Raw genomic sequence first — 15975 nt, 5'->3', positions numbered from 1 at the left:
GGATAGGAATTGGTCTTGATCTGAAAATCTGTCTTCATGGTGATGGGGGTACTTCGTTTTCGAGGCATTTCCTGCATACACCGTAGGCGACAATGCTCTTGCTGCCGATGCACCCCCAGGAATGTATTTCTTCGGGGAGGGGGGCTTCATCGATCTCTCGCCATCCGAAATCGACGATTTCCTTGCATCTGCTGCAGATGAGATGGTGGTGCTTGACAGGTGCGGCGTCGAACCGGGACTGGCTTTCCGCCGTGTCGACCTTGTGGATGAGCCCGTACTGCGCAAGGGTCGACAGTGTCCTGTAGACTGTGTCGAGGGAAAGCATCGGCATGCGTTGGCGCAGTCTCTGATGGAGGGTTTCGGCTGACGGATGGTCCGATGCCGAAGCCAGCTCCCGGTAGATTTCCAGCCGTTGGTGGGTAAGCCTCAGACCGGCTTCTCGGCAGGCGTTTTCGAACCTTGAAATTTCTCCCTGCAGCCATTCGTGGTTTTTCTGCATTGCAGATGTTCCTTACCCGTAATTTTTCCTATGTAAGAAAAAATACCCGGGAAGAAGAAGTGGTCAATTGCTTTAGGATATTATTTTTTTCAAATGCCCGGGCGGGCGGCGGGAGGAGCGGAAGGTAGGAGATCTGGTTTAGCTAAAGGATCGAGAAAGTTGTGTATCATTTTAACCTTGATCCGCAGAAGTAGGGGGGGCGAGCATCTTGACACAAAAAAGCCCGCTTCGCAGCGGGCTTTGTCATTTCATCTCATCACAATCTTACGCACACTCACTATACCCACACACCCGACACACCGCGCACCCTCCTTCGTGCTCGACGACTCCCCCGCATTCCGGGCAGGCGCCGCGGTCTACGCCGTGGTTCCCTAAATCGAGGCCGGAGGCATTGCCGCTGGCCATGAGGTGCGACTGGATCGCCTTGGCAACTGCGTCGGCGCAGGAGAGGACCTTGTTCTCGCCGAAGCCGGAGGGGGCGTGGCAGGAGATGCCGAGGAGCTGCTTGATTACCTGACGGGCCTGGATGCCGCTTCGCCAGGCGAGCGACACCATGCGGCCGATGGCCTCGCACTGGGAGGCGGCGCAGCCGCCGGCTTTTCCCATGGTCGTGAAGAGTTCGAAGAGACCGGTCTGGTCTTCGTTGATGGTGACGTAGAGAGGGCCGCAGCCGGTCTGCATCTGGTACGTCCACCCCTTGAGGGCCTTGGGACGGTCTCGCTTGATGGCGTGCTTCTCCTCCGGCGAGGGGAGGGATGGCTTCTCCTCCTTCTTGCCGGTGGAGAGGACCTGCTCGTCACGGGAGCCGTCGCGGTAGATGGTGACACCCTTGCAGTCGAGCTGGTAGGCGAGGCGGTAGACCTTCTCGACCTCGTCAACTGTGGCCGTGTTGGGGAAGTTGACCGTCTTGCTAACGGCGTTGTCGGTATAGCGCTGGAAGGCCGCCTGCATTTCGATGTGCTCTTCCGGAGTGATATCGTGGGCGGTGACGAATATGTTGCGGATTTCTTCCGGCACTTCCTCGATGTCGTGGACCGTGCCATGCTCGGCGATTCGCTGCATAAGCTCTTCGCTGTAGAAGCCGCGTTCTTTGGCTATCTTCTCAAAGATCGGGTTCACCTCGACGAGGATATTGTTGTCCATGACCTGCCGGACGAAGGAGACGGCGAAGAGCGGCTCGACGCCGGATGAGGCGTTGGCGATGATGGAGATTGTGCCGGTGGGGGCGATGGTGGTGACGGTCGCGTTGCGGATCGGGGCATGACCCGGCTTGTCGTAGATGGAGCCCTTGAAATTGGGGAAGGGACCTCGCACCTTGGCAAGCTCGCGTGACGCCGCGTGCCCCTCGTCGTTGATGAACTTCATAATCTTAGCGCCCAGATTGACCGCTTCTGCCGAGTTGTACGGAATGCCGAGGAGAATCAGCATATCTGCCCATCCCATGACGCCGAGGCCGATTTTGCGGTTGCCGCGGGTCATCTTGTCGATCTGTTCGAGGGGATAGTTATTAACCTCGATGACGTTGTCGAGGAAGTGCACCGAGAGCTTCACGACTTCCCTGAGGTGGTCCCAGTCGATTTGGCCGTTCTTCACCATTTTCCCGAGGTTTATCGACCCCAGGTTGCAGGACTCGTAGGGTAGGAGCGGCTGCTCGCCGCACGGGTTTGTGGATTCTATCTCGCCGAGGGCCGGGGTCGGGTTGTCGCGGTTCAGGCGGTCAAGGAAGATGATCCCCGGCTCCCCGTTCTCCCACGCCTGGTCGACAATGCGGCTGAAGACCTTTCGGGCGTTGAGGGTCCCTGCATTTTCACCGCTGCGGGGATTGATGAGGTCGTAGTCCCGGTCGGCTTCGACAGCTTTCATGAAGGCCTCTGTGAGGCCGACGGATATGTTGAAATTGTTGAGGTGGCGCTGGTCGGCCTTGCACATGATGAAGTTCATGATGTCCGGGTGGTCGACCCGCAGGATTCCCATGTTCGCGCCCCGCCGGGTGCCCCCCTGCTTTATCGTTTCCGTGGCGACATCGAAGACCCGCATGAAGGAGAGGGGGCCGCTGGAGATGCCGGTGGTGGACATGACGACGTCGTTGGCGGGTCGAAGCCGAGAGAAGGAGAAGCCGGTTCCCCCTCCGGACTTGTGGATGAGGGCGGTGTGCTTGACTGACTCGAAGATCTCCTCCATGGAATCGCCCACAGGCAGGACGAAGCACGCCGATAGCTGCCCTAGCTCGCGTCCGGCGTTCATGAGGGTCGGCGAGTTCGGGAGGAACTCAAACGTGGTCATTATCCGGTAAAAGGCATCGGCAAGGGAGGCGGTGTCGGCTTTGGAATCGAAAGTTTTATCGGCAGAGGCGATGGTCTTGGCAACCCGGCGGAACATGTCGGCTGGTGTCTCCAGAGCTTTGCCGCTGGTGTCCCTTTTCAGGTAACGCTTTTCGAGGACCGTCACTGCATTTTTCGATAATCCTGGGATGGCACCCTTTCCCTTAGCCTGTTCCATACACTCTCCTTCTTAATTGAAATTACTCATGAACTACCACATTTTGTGGCGCAGGCGGAAATAAACCACAACATGTATGGGGTGTCAAGCTAAATAAATAACGTTTGCGTAAGGGGCTGAAAGTTCACGGCTTCATCGGTGCTAGCACCTGTCAACGGTGCATCCACAATTTACAAAGTGACCCGTTTATGCTAAAAGTAGCGCCTTTGAAGAGAACCGGTATTTTCGACAGATGCGGACCGGCAACCGTCCGGCTCGCGAATCTGTCGTCTCGGCGGCGTATGGAACAGAACGAAAAAAATGTACTGGAAAATCAGGTTCGAGCTCTCGAAGAGTTCATCGAGGTGGCGCGGACTGTGGTTTCAACGCTCGACCTGGATACCCTGTTGCAGTCGATACTTTCGAGTGCCATGAACTTCGCCGCTGCGCCCGCCGGCAGCATTGCCCTCTATGACGACAGGCGGCAGGAACTTAACCTCTATTCCCATGCGGGGCTCACCGCAGACTTCGTCCGGCACGAGCGCTGGGAGGTAAAGCCGGGGGGGCTCACGGAACAGGTGCTCGCATCCCGGGAGATTGTTTACATTGAGGATACCGGGGAGACGGCGTTCAGCAATCCGCTTATGGCAGAAGAGGGGATACGGGCACTTGTCTGTGTGCCGCTCTGCGTGAACGAGCAGGTCGTGGGCGTGCTCTATCTGGATGATTTCGTTCCGCGGAAGTTCGAGCGGGACAAGCTTAAGCTCCTGACTGTACTCGCCTCTTTTGCAGCAATGGCCATCGACAACGCGAAGCTCCACAATCGTACAAGACTGATGGCCATTACGGACGCTTTGACCGGCCTGCACAATCACCGCTACTTCCAGCAGGTTTTCAAGCAGGAGGTGGACCGGGCCAAGCGTTACGAGAAACCGCTTGCGCTTATCATCCTGGATGTGGATGACTTCAAAAAATACAACGATACCTACGGACACTTCAGTGGCGATCAGGTGCTGGTGGCTGTGGGGGAGACCATCTCCAGGATTTTGCGCCGGGTCGACTATGCTTTTCGCTATGGTGGTGAGGAGTTCGTTGTCCTTCTTCCCGAATCGGGTCTGGACAGTGCGCTGCAGGTGGCGGAGCGCCTCCGGGCGACGATTTGCGCAGAGACTGCCGCTATTTTCGGCGGGCAGGGGAAGATCGGCGTTTCTGTAAGTGTCGGCGTCGCCTGCTATCCTTCCAACGGCATCGAGCGTGAAGATCTCTTCAATGCTGCGGACTCTCTTCTCTATCGTGCCAAGGAGCTGGGGAAGAACCGTGTTTATTACTTCAGGAGCGATGGAGAACAAGATTCCTATCCCGATAATTCGCATGAATAGAACCGGCTGCTGCTCGCTCATTCTTCTGCTTGTCTCCCTGATGGCTCCAGGTTGCGCAACAAGCCCTTCCAAAGAGAGTGCCCCGGGTTTAGTTCCACCGGTGCAGCAGGCTCTCCGGCCTGCAGCGCAGAATTCTGCCGCTTCCCCGGTGACTCCGCCACCCGCCGTCTCCCCTGAAGTTGATTCCCCGAAGCCGGTGCCAGTACTTCTACCACCTGCAGGTGTTCCCTCATCACCCCCTGCTCCTTCCGAAACCACTTCCGAGGCTGTTTCTCCGCAGATCCGGGACCGGGTTGCTGCAGGAGGCGCTGTCGTGCTGAGGAATGTCGTTCTTACCGAGGATGTGACGTGGCGTGGCGAGATTCTCGTTGAAGGGGATGCGACTGTCGCGCCTCAGGCTACGTTGACTATAGAACCTGGCACGTACATCCGGTTCCGCAGCGCAGGCGAGGGGCAGAAAAGCGCTCTCTTGGTGCAGGGACGTATTTCGGCCATCGGTACAGCCGACCGTCCGGTCGTTATCTCCGGAGATTTCACGCCGTTTTTGGCCGGAGACTGGCAGGGGATAGTCCTGCTCGCCACCGAGAAGAACAACCTGTTAGAGCATTGTCGAATCCAGGGGGCGGAGATCGGTCTCGAAGCATCCTTCTCCCGCATCGTCATCAGAAATGTCGATTTTGCCACCTGCCGTACCGGCGCTTCATTCCACGACTCGCTCGTTACTATCACCGGCGGCGGTGCCCGCGACTGTGTCGCAGGAGTCAGGCTTTCCGACAGCGAGGCGGATATTCGCGAAGCCAATTTTTCAGCCAACGGAAATGCAATTATTGCAGTGGCATCATCACTCGCCATGGAGGGTGCGACTCTCTTCGGAAACGAGCAGACGGCGCTGTCGGCGGAGAAAAGCCGGGTGCGAGTCCGCGGCAGCAGCTTTTCCGTCAACGGCAACGGCCTGAAGTTCAACGGCTGCGAGGGGAGCGTCATCGCGAACCGCATCCTGAACAACCGGGCCTTCGGCCTGGAGGTTGCGTCATCGCGCCTCAAGATATCTTCCAACGACATTTCGGGGAACGGCAAGGTCGGTCTGAGGGTCGAAGGGGGGAGAAGCATGGCCTGGGGCAACGTCTTCTCCGGCAATACGGGTTACGATATCCAGAACTCAGGAACCGAAGAGTTCACTGCCATCGGCAACTGGTGGGGAGGGATCCCGGATACCGATATACTTTCCCGCATCTTCGGTGGAAGCGTGCGTGTATTACCGCCGCTCAGGGAGCGTCCGGCGGCAGTTCCGCCTGTGCAACCCTCGCCGGCCGTGCGGTAGGAGCCGGTTTAACCTCGAAAGCCGTTGCCTATTCAGCGGCATCATGCTACCGTTTCGTTCATGTCGGTTTATCTCGATAATGCAGCCACTTCTTTTCCGAAACCGGAGTCCGTATATCGGGCGGTGGAAGATGCGATGCGCCGGATAGGGGTCGGTCCTGGGCGTGGGGGGTACGGAAAAGCGATAGAGGCGACTCGGCTGGTATTCGAAGCGAGGGAGGCAGTGAGTTCCTTCTTCGGCCTTGCAGATTCATCCCGCGTCGTCTTTACACATAGCGCCACTGAAGCACTCAATATCGCCGTGCAGGGGGTCCTTAAAGAGGGGGACCATGTGGTCACGACGACCATGGAGCACAATTCTCTGGCGCGGCCGCTCCATTCAGCCTCACGCCGGGGGGTTGAAGTAACCTGGGTCGAGGCGGACCGGGAAGGACGGGTTTCTCCGGAGCGCATGGCGGAGGCGATGCGCCCGAACACCCGTCTCGTCGCCATGACCCATTGCTCAAACGTGACGGGAACGATACAGCCCGTGGCCGATGTGGGCGCTATTGCGCATGATGCCGGGGCTCTCTTTCTTGTGGATGCAGCGCAGAGTGCGGGTCACCTGCCCATCGACGTCAATTTGATGAAGATCGATCTTCTTGCCGCTCCGGGCCATAAAGGACTCCTGGGTCCCCAAGGTACCGGTCTCCTCCTGTTGGGTGGAAAAGTGGAGCCGGAACCGCTACTCTTCGGCGGCACCGGCGGCAGTTCCTCGTCGATGGAACAACCTGTGGCTGTTCCGGAACGACTTGAAAGCGGTACTCTTAACACACCGGGCATTGCCGGGCTAAAGGCGGGAATCGATTTCATCCGCGATACGGGAATGGCATCCATTGCTGCACGCGAATCGGAGCTGACCGAACTTCTCGTTGCGGAACTTCTATCCATTCCCGGTGTCACCATTCACGGCCTTCGGGAGAAGACCATGCGGGCCGGCGTCGTTTCTTTCACCGCTTCCGGAATTGATCCGGCGCAGCTTGGTTTTCTTTTGGGGGAGCAGGAAATCTGCGTCAGGGTCGGCCTTCACTGCGCTCCCTGTGCCCACAGGACCATTGGCACGTTCCCCGAGGGAACGGTGCGGGTAAGCCCCGGATATTTCAATACAGAAGAAGACATCGCACTATTGTCGCGCGGGGTGCGCTCCATTGTATCCGGCGCCGGGAGGGGTCGATGAGGAAGATGATTGTTTTTGCCCTTGCTGCGGTGCTAACCGCTTGCTCGCTGCCCCCGGAGCGGCCGGTGCTCAAGGAGGAGCTGTACAAGACCCGGATCTATCAGCTCTTTATCATCAAGGAATCGCCGGAAAGTGTCGTGGCGGCTCTCAACAGGGAGGGAGAAGTTGTCCTCGAGGTTCAGGACAAGAAGGAAAACCATTACTACCTCAGGCTCATGGCGACTTCGGGCGGTTTGCAGATGAAGGTTGTACCGCGATAGCTTCAGCTCACGCTCAAATCCACCGACAGAAAGGCATACATGAAAAGTTTCGTGCTCGATACCAACGTCCTGCTGTACGACCCCCAGGCTATTTTCAAGTTTGAGGAAAATGACATAGTCATCCCGATAACCGTCATCGAGGAGATAGACCGGTTCAAGAAGGATATGAACGAGACCGGCAGGAATGCCCGCCAGATTTCACGTCTGCTCGACAACCTGCGCAAGGAAGGCTCTCTCTCATCCGGGATCAGGATAAAGAGCGGCGGAAATCTTCGAGTAGAGATTTACGAAGACAGGGTTATGAAACGACTTCCACCCGAACTGCGCGAAGAGCGGGGTGACAACCGCATTCTCGCGGTGGCGGTGGACGTCAAGGACAGGAACGAGAATCAGCCCGTTATTTTCGTGACCAAAGACACCAATCTTCGCATAAAAGCGGACGCCATCGGCCTCGTGGCTCAGGATTACGAGTCGGATAAGGTCGCCATAGAAGAGCTCTATACGGGTTTCGTAGAGATGGAGGTGGAGCCGGAGTTGGTTGACCGTTTCCATGGCCAGGGGTGGCTGGAACTCCCCGACGCGCCCCTCTTGGCGAATCAGTTCGTAACCCTGAGGGACCAGCTTAACGGCTCCCATACCGCCATCGGAAAGTACGATGGTGAAAAACGCCGGATCAGCGCCATCAAGCGGATCGCCAAGGAGGGTATCTGGAGCATCCACCCGCGAAACCGTGAGCAGGCTTTCGCTCTCGATGCGCTCCTTGACGACAGCATCAAGCTGGTAACGCTGGTGGGGAAGGCGGGGACCGGGAAAACACTGCTGGCGATCGCCGCCGGACTCCATAAGACCGCGGAAGAGAACGTTTTCCACAGGCTGCTCGTTTCGCGTCCCGTATTCCCAATGGGGCGTGACCTGGGCTTCCTTCCAGGGGACATAGAGGAGAAGCTTTCTCCCTGGATGCAGCCGATCTTCGACAACGTGGAGCTGCTCCTTTCCGGGCACGAGGGAGAGAAGCGCCACAGCAAGGGGTACAAGGAGCTGATGTCGATGGGCATCATGGACATCGAACCGCTGACCTACATCCGTGGCCGTTCGATCCCTAACCAGTACATGATCGTTGACGAAGCACAGAACCTTACACCGCATGAAATTAAGACTATCGTCACCCGCGCCGGCGAGGGGACCAAGATAGTTCTTACCGGCGACCCGTACCAGATCGATAACCCGTATGTAGATTCTTCGAGCAACGGGTTGACCTATGTCGTGGAGAAGTTCAAGGAACAGCCGATCGCTGCCCACGTCACTATGACGAAGGGGGAGCGCTCGGCCCTGGCAGAACTTGCAGCGAATCTGCTGTAATCGAAGGATCAACCCACCGAATCCTGGAAAGGCGGGGCGTGCCCAAACAGCGCGCCCTTCTTCTTTTATCATGCTTCTTCTCACCATAGAAACCTCGTGTGACGAGACCGCCGCCGCGATAGTAAGGGACGGAAGGACTGTTCTTTCCTCGGTGGTTTCCACGCAGATAGCCACTCATGCCGAGTATGGCGGCGTTGTCCCCGAAATTGCGTCCCGTAAGCACCTTGAGACAATCAGCCTCGTAGTTCAGGAGACACTGAAGTCGGCGGGGATGGAGTTTACGGATATAGAGGGGGTTGCCGTCACCCAGGGGCCTGGGCTTGCCGGCGCTCTCCTGGTAGGTATCGCCACGGCCAAAGCCATAGCATGGGCATGCCGGGTGCCCCTCGTGGGGGTAAACCATATCGAGAGCCATCTTCTGGCTCCCTTTCTGGAAGGGCCGGTTGAGTTTCCTTTTCTGGCCCTTGCGGTTTCCGGTGGACATACCCACCTCTATCAGGTAGACGGCATCGGGCGCTACCGGACCCTCGGTCAAACCCTCGACGATGCGGCAGGCGAAGCCTTCGACAAAGTGGCGAAGCTGGTTGGTCTTCCCTATCCCGGCGGAGTGGCGATAGACCGGCTCGCTGCAAAGGGGGACCCCGCGGCTGTTCCGCTTCCCCGTCCACTCCTGCACGACGGCGGGTTCAACTTCAGTTTCAGCGGGCTGAAGACCGCGGTGCTGAACAGGCTCCAGAAACATCCGGATGACCGTGAGGGAACTGCGCTGGAAAATCTGTGCGCTTCATTTCAGGCGGCAGTATGCGACGTTCTTGTTTGCAAGACCGCTGCAGCCCTCGAGTCGACGGGGCTCCGCCGGCTAGTGGTGGCGGGAGGGGTAGCTTGCAACAGTCGGCTTAGGAGCGAAATGAACTCCCTTTCATCTCGAATGGGAGTGGAACTGCACATACCGTCCCCATCTCTTTGTGCCGACAACGCAGCTATGCTGGGGGTCGCCGGCGACTACTACCTTGTGAACGGAGTCACGAGCGGGTTCGAGCTGGATGCGCTGCCTGTGTGGCCTCTCGACGCGATCTCTGAGCGCCTTGACATCAGGGGCGTTTGATATGGCAGTTCCCCGTCCTAAAAAATGCTTCGGTCAGAACTTCCTTACCGATCACGGTATTCTTTCCCGCATAGTAGATTCCCTAGGCATCGAGCCGGGGGAGAGCGTTCTCGAGGTCGGGCCGGGGCGGGGGGCATTGACGAGGCTGCTCGCGCAAAAAGCCGCACACCTCGTGGCGGTGGAGGTTGACCGGCAGTTGGTCCCGCTGCTGCAAAAGGAATTCGCCGTTGCATCCAACGTAACCATTGTGGAGCAGGACATCCTCAAGGCCGACCTCCCCCGGCTGCTGGCGGGCGCAGCCCTGCCATGCAAGGTGGCGGCGAACCTCCCCTACAACATCTCTTCACAGGTGCTGTTCAGGTTTCTCGACCAACACTCCCTCTTTTCCCGTCTTGTCCTTATGCTGCAGAAAGAGGTGGGAGAGCGGCTTCTGGCTCCTCCTGACTGCAAGGAGTACGGAATTCTCACGATTCTGTGCGGGCTGCACTTCGACATACGGCGCGAGTTCCTGGTGCGTCCCGGCGCCTTCCATCCCGTCCCGAAAGTTGATTCCATCGTGCTCCGCTTCGATACCCTGAGCGCGCCCCGGTTTCCCGTGGGGGAGGAACTATTCTTTCGCAGACTCGTAAAGACCTCCTTCGCGCAGCGTCGTAAAACGCTATGGAATTGCCTGAAAGGGTCCGGCCTTTCTTCCGACCCCGTCTTGCAGAACGGGCTTGTCAATTGCGGCATCGACGGCGGGAGGCGTGGAGAGACTCTTTCATTGGAAGAGTTCGCGGCGCTGAGCAGGGAGATCCTGCGCTTATCCCCGTGTCAGTCACACCCTTAGCAGGTTACGGATAGGGAAAAGAAGGTAGAAGAACAGGACTTTGTATGTTATACAAGAACGTTGCTAAACCCCGCCATGAGGAGGCTGAATGAAGGTATGCGTTATTGGTACGGGTTACGTCGGGCTCGTGGCCGGAACCTGTTTTGCTGAAAGCGGCAACGACGTAATCTGCGTTGATGTGGATGAAAAAAAGATAGAAGGCCTGAAAAACGGCATCATTCCCATCTACGAGCCCGGGCTCAAAGAGATGGTGCTGAGAAACAGCGAGGAGGGACGACTTACCTTTACCACCGATCTCGCTTCGGCAGTCAAGGCATCTCTCCTCAATTTCATAGCCGTCGGCACCCCTCCGGGAGAGGACGGTTCTGCAGACCTGAAGTATGTCCTTGATGTCGCCCGCGCAATCGGTAAGCATATGGAGTGCTTCAAGATCATAGTCGACAAGTCCACAGTGCCTGTCGGGACTGCAGACAAAGTACGGGCTGCCGTCCAGGAGGAGCTCGATGCCCGCCGGACCTCCCTGGAATTCGATGTTGTCTCCAATCCGGAGTTTCTCAAGGAAGGAGCCGCCATTGACGATTTCATGAAGCCGGACCGGGTTGTAATAGGTACCGACAATGTCCGCACTGCCGAAATAATGAAAGAGCTTTACTCCCCCTTCATGCGCCGCACGAACCGTCTCATCATAATGGATGTCCGGAGCGCGGAGATGACTAAGTATGCCGCCAATGCGATGCTTGCCACAAAGATCACTTTCATGAATCAGATCGCAAACCTCTGCGAACGCATGGGGGCAGATGTTGCGGCGGTTCGCGAAGGGATCGGTTCCGATTCACGTATCGGCTATGACTTCCTGTTTCCCGGGGTGGGGTACGGCGGGTCCTGTTTTCCCAAGGACGTCAAGGCTCTCGTGAAGACGTCGGAAGAATCGGATTACGACTTCCTCCTGCTCAAGGCGGTGGAAGAGGCAAATGAACGTCAGAAGCTGGTGCTCCCGGGTAAAATTGAAAAATGGCTCGGTAATCCGCAGGGAAACAAACCTCTGGTTGGAAAGTCCATTGCCCTGTGGGGACTGTCGTTCAAACCGCGTACCGATGACATGCGAGAGGCCCCATCGGTGGTCATAATCAACCGGTTGCTGGAGATGGGGGCTATCGTTCGTGCCCATGATCCGGAAGCTATCAAGGAGGCCCGGAAAATTTTCGGGGACCGGATCGCCTACAGCCAGAACCAGTACGAAATCCTGGAAGGTGCCGACGCCCTTGCCATTATCACGGAGTGGAGCGAATACCGGAATCCGAATTTCGATAGAATCAAGGCGCTGCTAAACCAGCCGGTGATTTTCGACGGCAGAAACCTGTACGAGCCGCACCGGATGAGCGAAGCCGGCTTCCGCTACTTCCCCATCGGCCGGAACGGTAAATCGTTCAAATAATTCTGCGAGGTCTCAATGCGTATTCTCGTCACCGGCGGTGCCGGCTTTATAGGGTCACATCTCTGCGAGCGACTCGTAGGGGAAGGGCACGATGTTCTCTGTCTCGATAACTTCTTTACAGGAAACAAGCGTAACATAGCCCGTCTTATGGGTAATGAGCGTTTCGAACTGATACGCCACGACATCACTCAGCCGATACTGCTGGAAGTGGACCGCATCTACAACCTGGCTTGTCCCGCATCACCGATCCACTACCAGTACAATCCGGTGAAGACCATCAAGACGAGCGTGATGGGTGCCATCAACATGCTGGGCCTCGCCAAGCGGGTCAGGGCCCGCATTCTACAGGCATCCACATCCGAAATATATGGAGATCCGCAGGTACACCCGCAGACGGAGGAATACTGGGGGAACGTTAACCCCATCGGCATACGCAGCTGCTATGACGAGGGGAAGCGCGTGGCGGAGACCCTTATGATGGACTATCACCGGCAGAACGGTGTCGATGTCCGGATCATAAGAATCTTCAATACCTACGGCCCGAGGATGGCGGAAAACGACGGGAGGGTTGTTTCCAACTTCATCGTCCAGGCACTGCGGGGAGAGGACCTGACAGTCTACGGCGAAGGGAGCCAGACACGTTCCTTCTGTTACGTGGACGATCTGGTAGATGGGATGATCCGCATGATGGAGTGTGAAGACTTTATCGGACCTGTGAACCTGGGAAATCCGACCGAGACGACTATCCTTGAATTCGCGCAGAGGATCATCGGCCTTACCGGATCCTCATCCAAAATCATTTTCAATCCCCTTCCCGCTGATGATCCGAAGCAGCGCCGCCCCGACATCTCGCTGGCAGGGGAGAAACTCGGCTGGAGCCCGAAGGTGGATGTGGCGACGGGACTGAAGCAAACCATCGATTACTTCGCCGGGGTCTTGGGTAGGAAGTAGGTTGAGGCACGATGCGCAAGCGCATGTTTTTCATCGCCGCTGCTGTCATTCTTTTTATTCTCTTTTTCACTGTTTTCGGAGAGCGGGGGATACTCCATATCCACCGTTTGAAAGCTGAGAAAGAGGTTATTCTAAAGCAGGCCGAGACCCTCAGGGTGGAAAACGACAGGCTGAAGCGGGAGATCGAGGCTCTGAAGAGCGACCGGCGTTATCTGGAGAGCATCGCGCGGCGCGACTTCGGGCTGGTCCTTCCCAACGAGATTGTGTATCAGTTCCCCAAGACTGAAAACACTGGCCCCGGCACAGGGCAGCCTGTTACATCTCCTAAAAAATGACCAGATGCTCAGGACGTTTCGCCGGAGAGCATGTTACAGCATCCCGGTTCTGATCAATCCCATCCTCAGCTTCTCCCGGCTCGTACATTACTGCCCCTGGTATGCCGGTTTATAACAATAAGGAGTGAATGTGAGCAGCACCGAACGACAATTCTGCGCGATCTGCGCGTGGCGCGAGAACTGCGCCAAGAAGTTCTGCGTATCTGATGGTGGCGCCCGTTGCCCAGACTACAGCCGTGACATATCCATCAAATATCGTGACGCGTCGCAGCCGGAAGAAAAGGCCGACGAACAGCATAGGGAGGGAGATCGATGAAAGAGACCTTACTCGATCTCATCCGTAGAACCATAGAGGCGGCGTTTGCCGAGGGTGTTCTTGTCTCCGGAACGCCCCCTTCCGTTGTTATTGAGAAGCCGGCTAATCCAGAGCATGGCGACTTCGCCACGAATGTGGCGATGCAGATGGCCAAGGGAGAGCGAAAGGCGCCGCGGGTGATAGCCGAACTACTGGCAGCGCGGCTTTCACAAGGATCGGATATTCTTGCTGCGGTAGAAGTGGCAGGGCCTGGCTTCATCAATTTCCGGATCAAGAACGAGGCATGGCAGCGCACCCTTGTTGCCGTAGAGGATGCAGCGGACGCCTTCGGCTCCAGCAACACCGGCATGGGGCGGAAAGTCCAGGTTGAGTTCGTTAGCGCCAATCCCACGGGTCCGCTTCATATCGGACATGGCCGTGGCGCCGCCATCGGCGACACCCTCTGCAGGTTGCTTGCAGCTACTGGCTGGGAAGTAACTCGTGAGTTCTACTACAACGATGCTGGACAGCAGATTGCGAATCTCGCTCTCTCGGTCCAGGCGCGGTGTCTCGATATCGAGCCGGGCGATCAACGGTGGCCCGCCGATGGCTACCAGGGAGAATATATCCGCGATGTGGCGAGGGCTTTTCTGGCAGGGGAGACGGTCAATGCCGGTGACCAGCATGTAACGGCCTCCGGAGACCCCAATGACCTGGACGCCATTCGCCGGTTCGCAGTGGCCGCGCTTCGGCGGGAACAGGACCAGGATCTGACCGCGTTTGGTGTCGGATTCGATGTCTATTATCTCGAGTCCGGCCTCTATGCAAATGGAAAAGTGGAGGGAGTCGTACGGCGCCTTGTTGAGAATGGCTATACTTTCGAACAGGACGGCGCCCTCTGGCTGAAGACTACCGACTTCGGTGACGACAAGGACCGAGTCATGCGCAAGACGGACGGTGGGTACACCTACTTCGTCCCTGATGTGGCGTATCACCTGGACAAGTGGGAGCGTGGTTTCTTCCGGGTCATCAACGAACAGGGGGCTGATCATCACAGCACCATTACCCGTGTCCGTGCCGGGCTGCAGGCCCTTAACGCCGGAATCCCCGAAGGTTGGCCCGAATACGTTCTCCATCAGATGGTAACGGTTATGCGTGGCGGCGAAGAGGTGAAAATATCGAAAAGAGCCGGGAGCTACGTTACACTGCGTGACCTTATCGACGAAGTCGGGCGGGATGCGACGCGTTACTTCTTTGTTATGAGGAAGCCCGATTCCCAGCTCGTCTTCGATATTGATCTAGCAAAGCAGCAATCGCTCGACAACCCTGTCTATTATGTACAGTATGCCCACGCGAGGATCTGCAGCATTTTCGAAAACGCCGCCGATAGGGGGATTGTGCCGCTAAAAGCCGCAGCGTCGCGTCTTGACCTGCTTTCAACTCCGGAAGAGATGGCAATCATCAAAATGATGGGACTCTTCCCGGAAGTTGTGGAGGGTGCTGCCCTCACGACCGAACCGCACAGGATCGCGAGTTTCCTACAGGGGCTGGCCGGCGAATTCCACAGCTTCTATAACAAGAATCGCGTTATAACGGAAGAGCCGGATCTAACTAACGCGCGGCTTGTGCTGCTGGGTTGTGTGAGGCAGACCTTGAGGAATGGGATGGCGCTTCTGGGGGTTTCCGCCCCGGAGCGGATGTGAAGCTTCCGTAGCAACTGCATGCGGAAGAGATAGTGGATAGCAGATGATGGTGCTCGATTATCATGAGCGTAAAGCGGCTTTGCGCGACCGAAGAGGTGTGGGGAAGAACCGGCCCAAGAAACGGCCTGCAGGCTTTTTCGTACTAATTGTTCTTGCTGTGATCATTGTTTCTTACGCAGGCGGAGTTGTCACTGGCTGGTTCGTTTTCAGGCCGGTTCCACAGCCAATGATGCAGGCAGCTCCGTCTCAGGAGCAGAATCAGGGAGCAAAGAGTTCCGTTGATATCGGGAAGAGTGCAATTCCCGCATCTTCCCACGATCCCGCACTAACCTTCTACGAAACTCTTTCCAAGGGAAACCAGTCTCTCATCGGCAGCGGAATCAATCCCAAGAAAAGCACAGATGACACCGGTAAACATACAAGTCCTCCTGTTCACTCCGTTTCGACTGATCAGGCGAAAACCTCCTCGACTGCCGCCCGGTCGCCCGGAGAATCAAAAACAGGCAACTCCGCAGCTTCCGAACCATCGGCAGCATCCACCACTCAGGGAGAGGAAGCGGCAAAAGGGGGCGCTGCTACGTTTGCTGTCCAGATTGCATCTTACCGCGATCGTAAGGAGGCCGAGGCTGCTGTGTCGCGGATAGCATCCAAAGGATTTGCTGCGTACGTATTGGAGTCGAAGGCCGGGGACAAGGGAGTATGGTACCGGGTGCGTCTGGGACGGAACCTCAGTCACCAGGCCGCCGTCGACCTCGCTCAGAAGGCTGGGAAGGGCGCTGTTGCGGTAACGGAAAAATAATAGCAGGTGGAG

15 protein-coding genes are annotated in these 15975 nt (G+C 57.1%); 13 read left to right on the top strand and 2 right to left on the bottom strand.

Annotated elements, in window-relative coordinates; all coding sequences use genetic code 11:
* Positions 1-34: 34 nt before the first annotated feature.
* Complete coding sequence (locus CFB04_RS06465; protein ID WP_088534515.1) at positions 35-499, bottom strand: Fur family transcriptional regulator; 465 nt, start codon at positions 497-499, stop codon at positions 35-37.
* 264 nt (positions 500-763) lie between these two features.
* Complete coding sequence (locus CFB04_RS06460) at positions 764-2998, bottom strand: vitamin B12-dependent ribonucleotide reductase (RefSeq protein WP_088534514.1); 2235 nt, start codon at positions 2996-2998, stop codon at positions 764-766.
* 281 nt (positions 2999-3279) lie between these two features.
* Here CFB04_RS06460 and CFB04_RS06455 point away from each other — a divergent pair, with 281 nt between their 5' ends.
* From CFB04_RS06455 to CFB04_RS06395, 13 genes are all read left to right on the top strand, one after another.
* Positions 3280-4356, top strand: a complete 1077-nt coding sequence (locus CFB04_RS06455) for a sensor domain-containing diguanylate cyclase (protein WP_088536725.1) — start codon at positions 3280-3282, stop codon at positions 4354-4356.
* On the top strand, positions 4316-5677 hold the full coding sequence (locus tag CFB04_RS06450; RefSeq protein ID WP_157698739.1) for a right-handed parallel beta-helix repeat-containing protein: 1362 nt from the start codon (positions 4316-4318) through the stop codon (positions 5675-5677). Before CFB04_RS06455 ends, CFB04_RS06450 begins: the two co-directional genes overlap by 41 nt.
* A gap of 60 nt (positions 5678-5737) precedes the next feature.
* Positions 5738-6892 (top strand): aminotransferase class V-fold PLP-dependent enzyme, encoded by a 1155-nt coding sequence (locus tag CFB04_RS06445; protein WP_088536724.1) that lies wholly within the window; start codon positions 5738-5740, stop codon positions 6890-6892.
* The gene (locus CFB04_RS06440; protein WP_088534512.1) at positions 6889-7152 is read left to right on the top strand and encodes a hypothetical protein; all 264 of its coding nucleotides are present in this window, start codon (positions 6889-6891) and stop codon (positions 7150-7152) included. Before CFB04_RS06445 ends, CFB04_RS06440 begins: the two co-directional genes overlap by 4 nt.
* 39 nt (positions 7153-7191) lie before the next feature.
* On the top strand, positions 7192-8511 hold the full coding sequence (locus CFB04_RS06435; protein ID WP_088534511.1) for a PhoH family protein: 1320 nt from the start codon (positions 7192-7194) through the stop codon (positions 8509-8511).
* 70 nt (positions 8512-8581) lie between these two features.
* The gene (tsaD, locus tag CFB04_RS06430; RefSeq protein WP_088534510.1) at positions 8582-9616 is read left to right on the top strand and encodes a tRNA (adenosine(37)-N6)-threonylcarbamoyltransferase complex transferase subunit TsaD; all 1035 of its coding nucleotides are present in this window, start codon (positions 8582-8584) and stop codon (positions 9614-9616) included.
* 1 nt (position 9617) lies between these two features.
* A complete protein-coding gene (gene rsmA, locus CFB04_RS06425; RefSeq protein ID WP_088534509.1) occupies positions 9618-10445 on the top strand; it encodes a 16S rRNA (adenine(1518)-N(6)/adenine(1519)-N(6))-dimethyltransferase RsmA in 828 nt (275 codons plus the stop codon).
* 88 nt (positions 10446-10533) lie between these two features.
* A complete protein-coding gene (locus tag CFB04_RS06420; RefSeq protein WP_088534508.1) occupies positions 10534-11880 on the top strand; it encodes a UDP-glucose/GDP-mannose dehydrogenase family protein in 1347 nt (448 codons plus the stop codon).
* 15 nt (positions 11881-11895) lie between these two features.
* Positions 11896-12831: a UDP-glucuronic acid decarboxylase family protein gene (locus CFB04_RS06415; protein WP_088534507.1), complete on the top strand. Its 936-nt coding sequence runs from the start codon at positions 11896-11898 to the stop codon at positions 12829-12831.
* A gap of 11 nt (positions 12832-12842) precedes the next feature.
* Positions 12843-13166, top strand: a complete 324-nt coding sequence (locus CFB04_RS06410) for a septum formation initiator family protein (RefSeq protein ID WP_088534506.1) — start codon at positions 12843-12845, stop codon at positions 13164-13166.
* Positions 13167-13296: 130 nt separating this feature from the next.
* Complete coding sequence (locus tag CFB04_RS06405; RefSeq protein ID WP_088534505.1) at positions 13297-13482, top strand: hypothetical protein; 186 nt, start codon at positions 13297-13299, stop codon at positions 13480-13482.
* Complete coding sequence (gene argS, locus CFB04_RS06400; protein ID WP_088534504.1) at positions 13479-15164, top strand: arginine--tRNA ligase; 1686 nt, start codon at positions 13479-13481, stop codon at positions 15162-15164. The genes CFB04_RS06405 and argS overlap by 4 nt, the downstream gene beginning before the upstream one ends.
* Positions 15165-15207: 43 nt before the next feature.
* Positions 15208-15963 (top strand): SPOR domain-containing protein, encoded by a 756-nt coding sequence (locus tag CFB04_RS06395; protein ID WP_088534503.1) that lies wholly within the window; start codon positions 15208-15210, stop codon positions 15961-15963.
* The last annotated feature ends 12 nt before the right edge of the window (positions 15964-15975 follow it).

Source organism: Geobacter sp. DSM 9736, assembly GCF_900187405.1.
GTDB lineage: Bacteria > Desulfobacterota > Desulfuromonadia > Geobacterales > Geobacteraceae > DSM-9736.
The sequence above is the reverse complement of the archived record's forward strand: the minus strand, read 5'-3'. Positions and strand labels throughout refer to the sequence as shown.

Coding starts and splice junctions, on each gene's coding strand:
- CFB04_RS06410 (WP_088534506.1), top strand. CDS start 12,843: ATGCGCAAGCGCATGTTTTTCATCGCCGCTGCTGTCATTCTTTTTATT.
- CFB04_RS06445 (WP_088536724.1), top strand. CDS start 5,738: ATGTCGGTTTATCTCGATAATGCAGCCACTTCTTTTCCGAAACCGGAG.
- CFB04_RS06420 (WP_088534508.1), top strand. CDS start 10,534: ATGAAGGTATGCGTTATTGGTACGGGTTACGTCGGGCTCGTGGCCGGA.
- argS (WP_088534504.1), top strand. CDS start 13,479: ATGAAAGAGACCTTACTCGATCTCATCCGTAGAACCATAGAGGCGGCG.
- CFB04_RS06395 (WP_088534503.1), top strand. CDS start 15,208: ATGATGGTGCTCGATTATCATGAGCGTAAAGCGGCTTTGCGCGACCGA.
- CFB04_RS06460 (WP_088534514.1), bottom strand. CDS start 2,998: ATGGAACAGGCTAAGGGAAAGGGTGCCATCCCAGGATTATCGAAAAAT.
- CFB04_RS06415 (WP_088534507.1), top strand. CDS start 11,896: ATGCGTATTCTCGTCACCGGCGGTGCCGGCTTTATAGGGTCACATCTC.
- CFB04_RS06465 (WP_088534515.1), bottom strand. CDS start 499: ATGCAGAAAAACCACGAATGGCTGCAGGGAGAAATTTCAAGGTTCGAA.
- CFB04_RS06440 (WP_088534512.1), top strand. CDS start 6,889: ATGAGGAAGATGATTGTTTTTGCCCTTGCTGCGGTGCTAACCGCTTGC.
- CFB04_RS06435 (WP_088534511.1), top strand. CDS start 7,192: ATGAAAAGTTTCGTGCTCGATACCAACGTCCTGCTGTACGACCCCCAG.
- rsmA (WP_088534509.1), top strand. CDS start 9,618: ATGGCAGTTCCCCGTCCTAAAAAATGCTTCGGTCAGAACTTCCTTACC.
- CFB04_RS06450 (WP_157698739.1), top strand. CDS start 4,316: ATGGAGAACAAGATTCCTATCCCGATAATTCGCATGAATAGAACCGGC.
- CFB04_RS06455 (WP_088536725.1), top strand. CDS start 3,280: ATGGAACAGAACGAAAAAAATGTACTGGAAAATCAGGTTCGAGCTCTC.
- tsaD (WP_088534510.1), top strand. CDS start 8,582: ATGCTTCTTCTCACCATAGAAACCTCGTGTGACGAGACCGCCGCCGCG.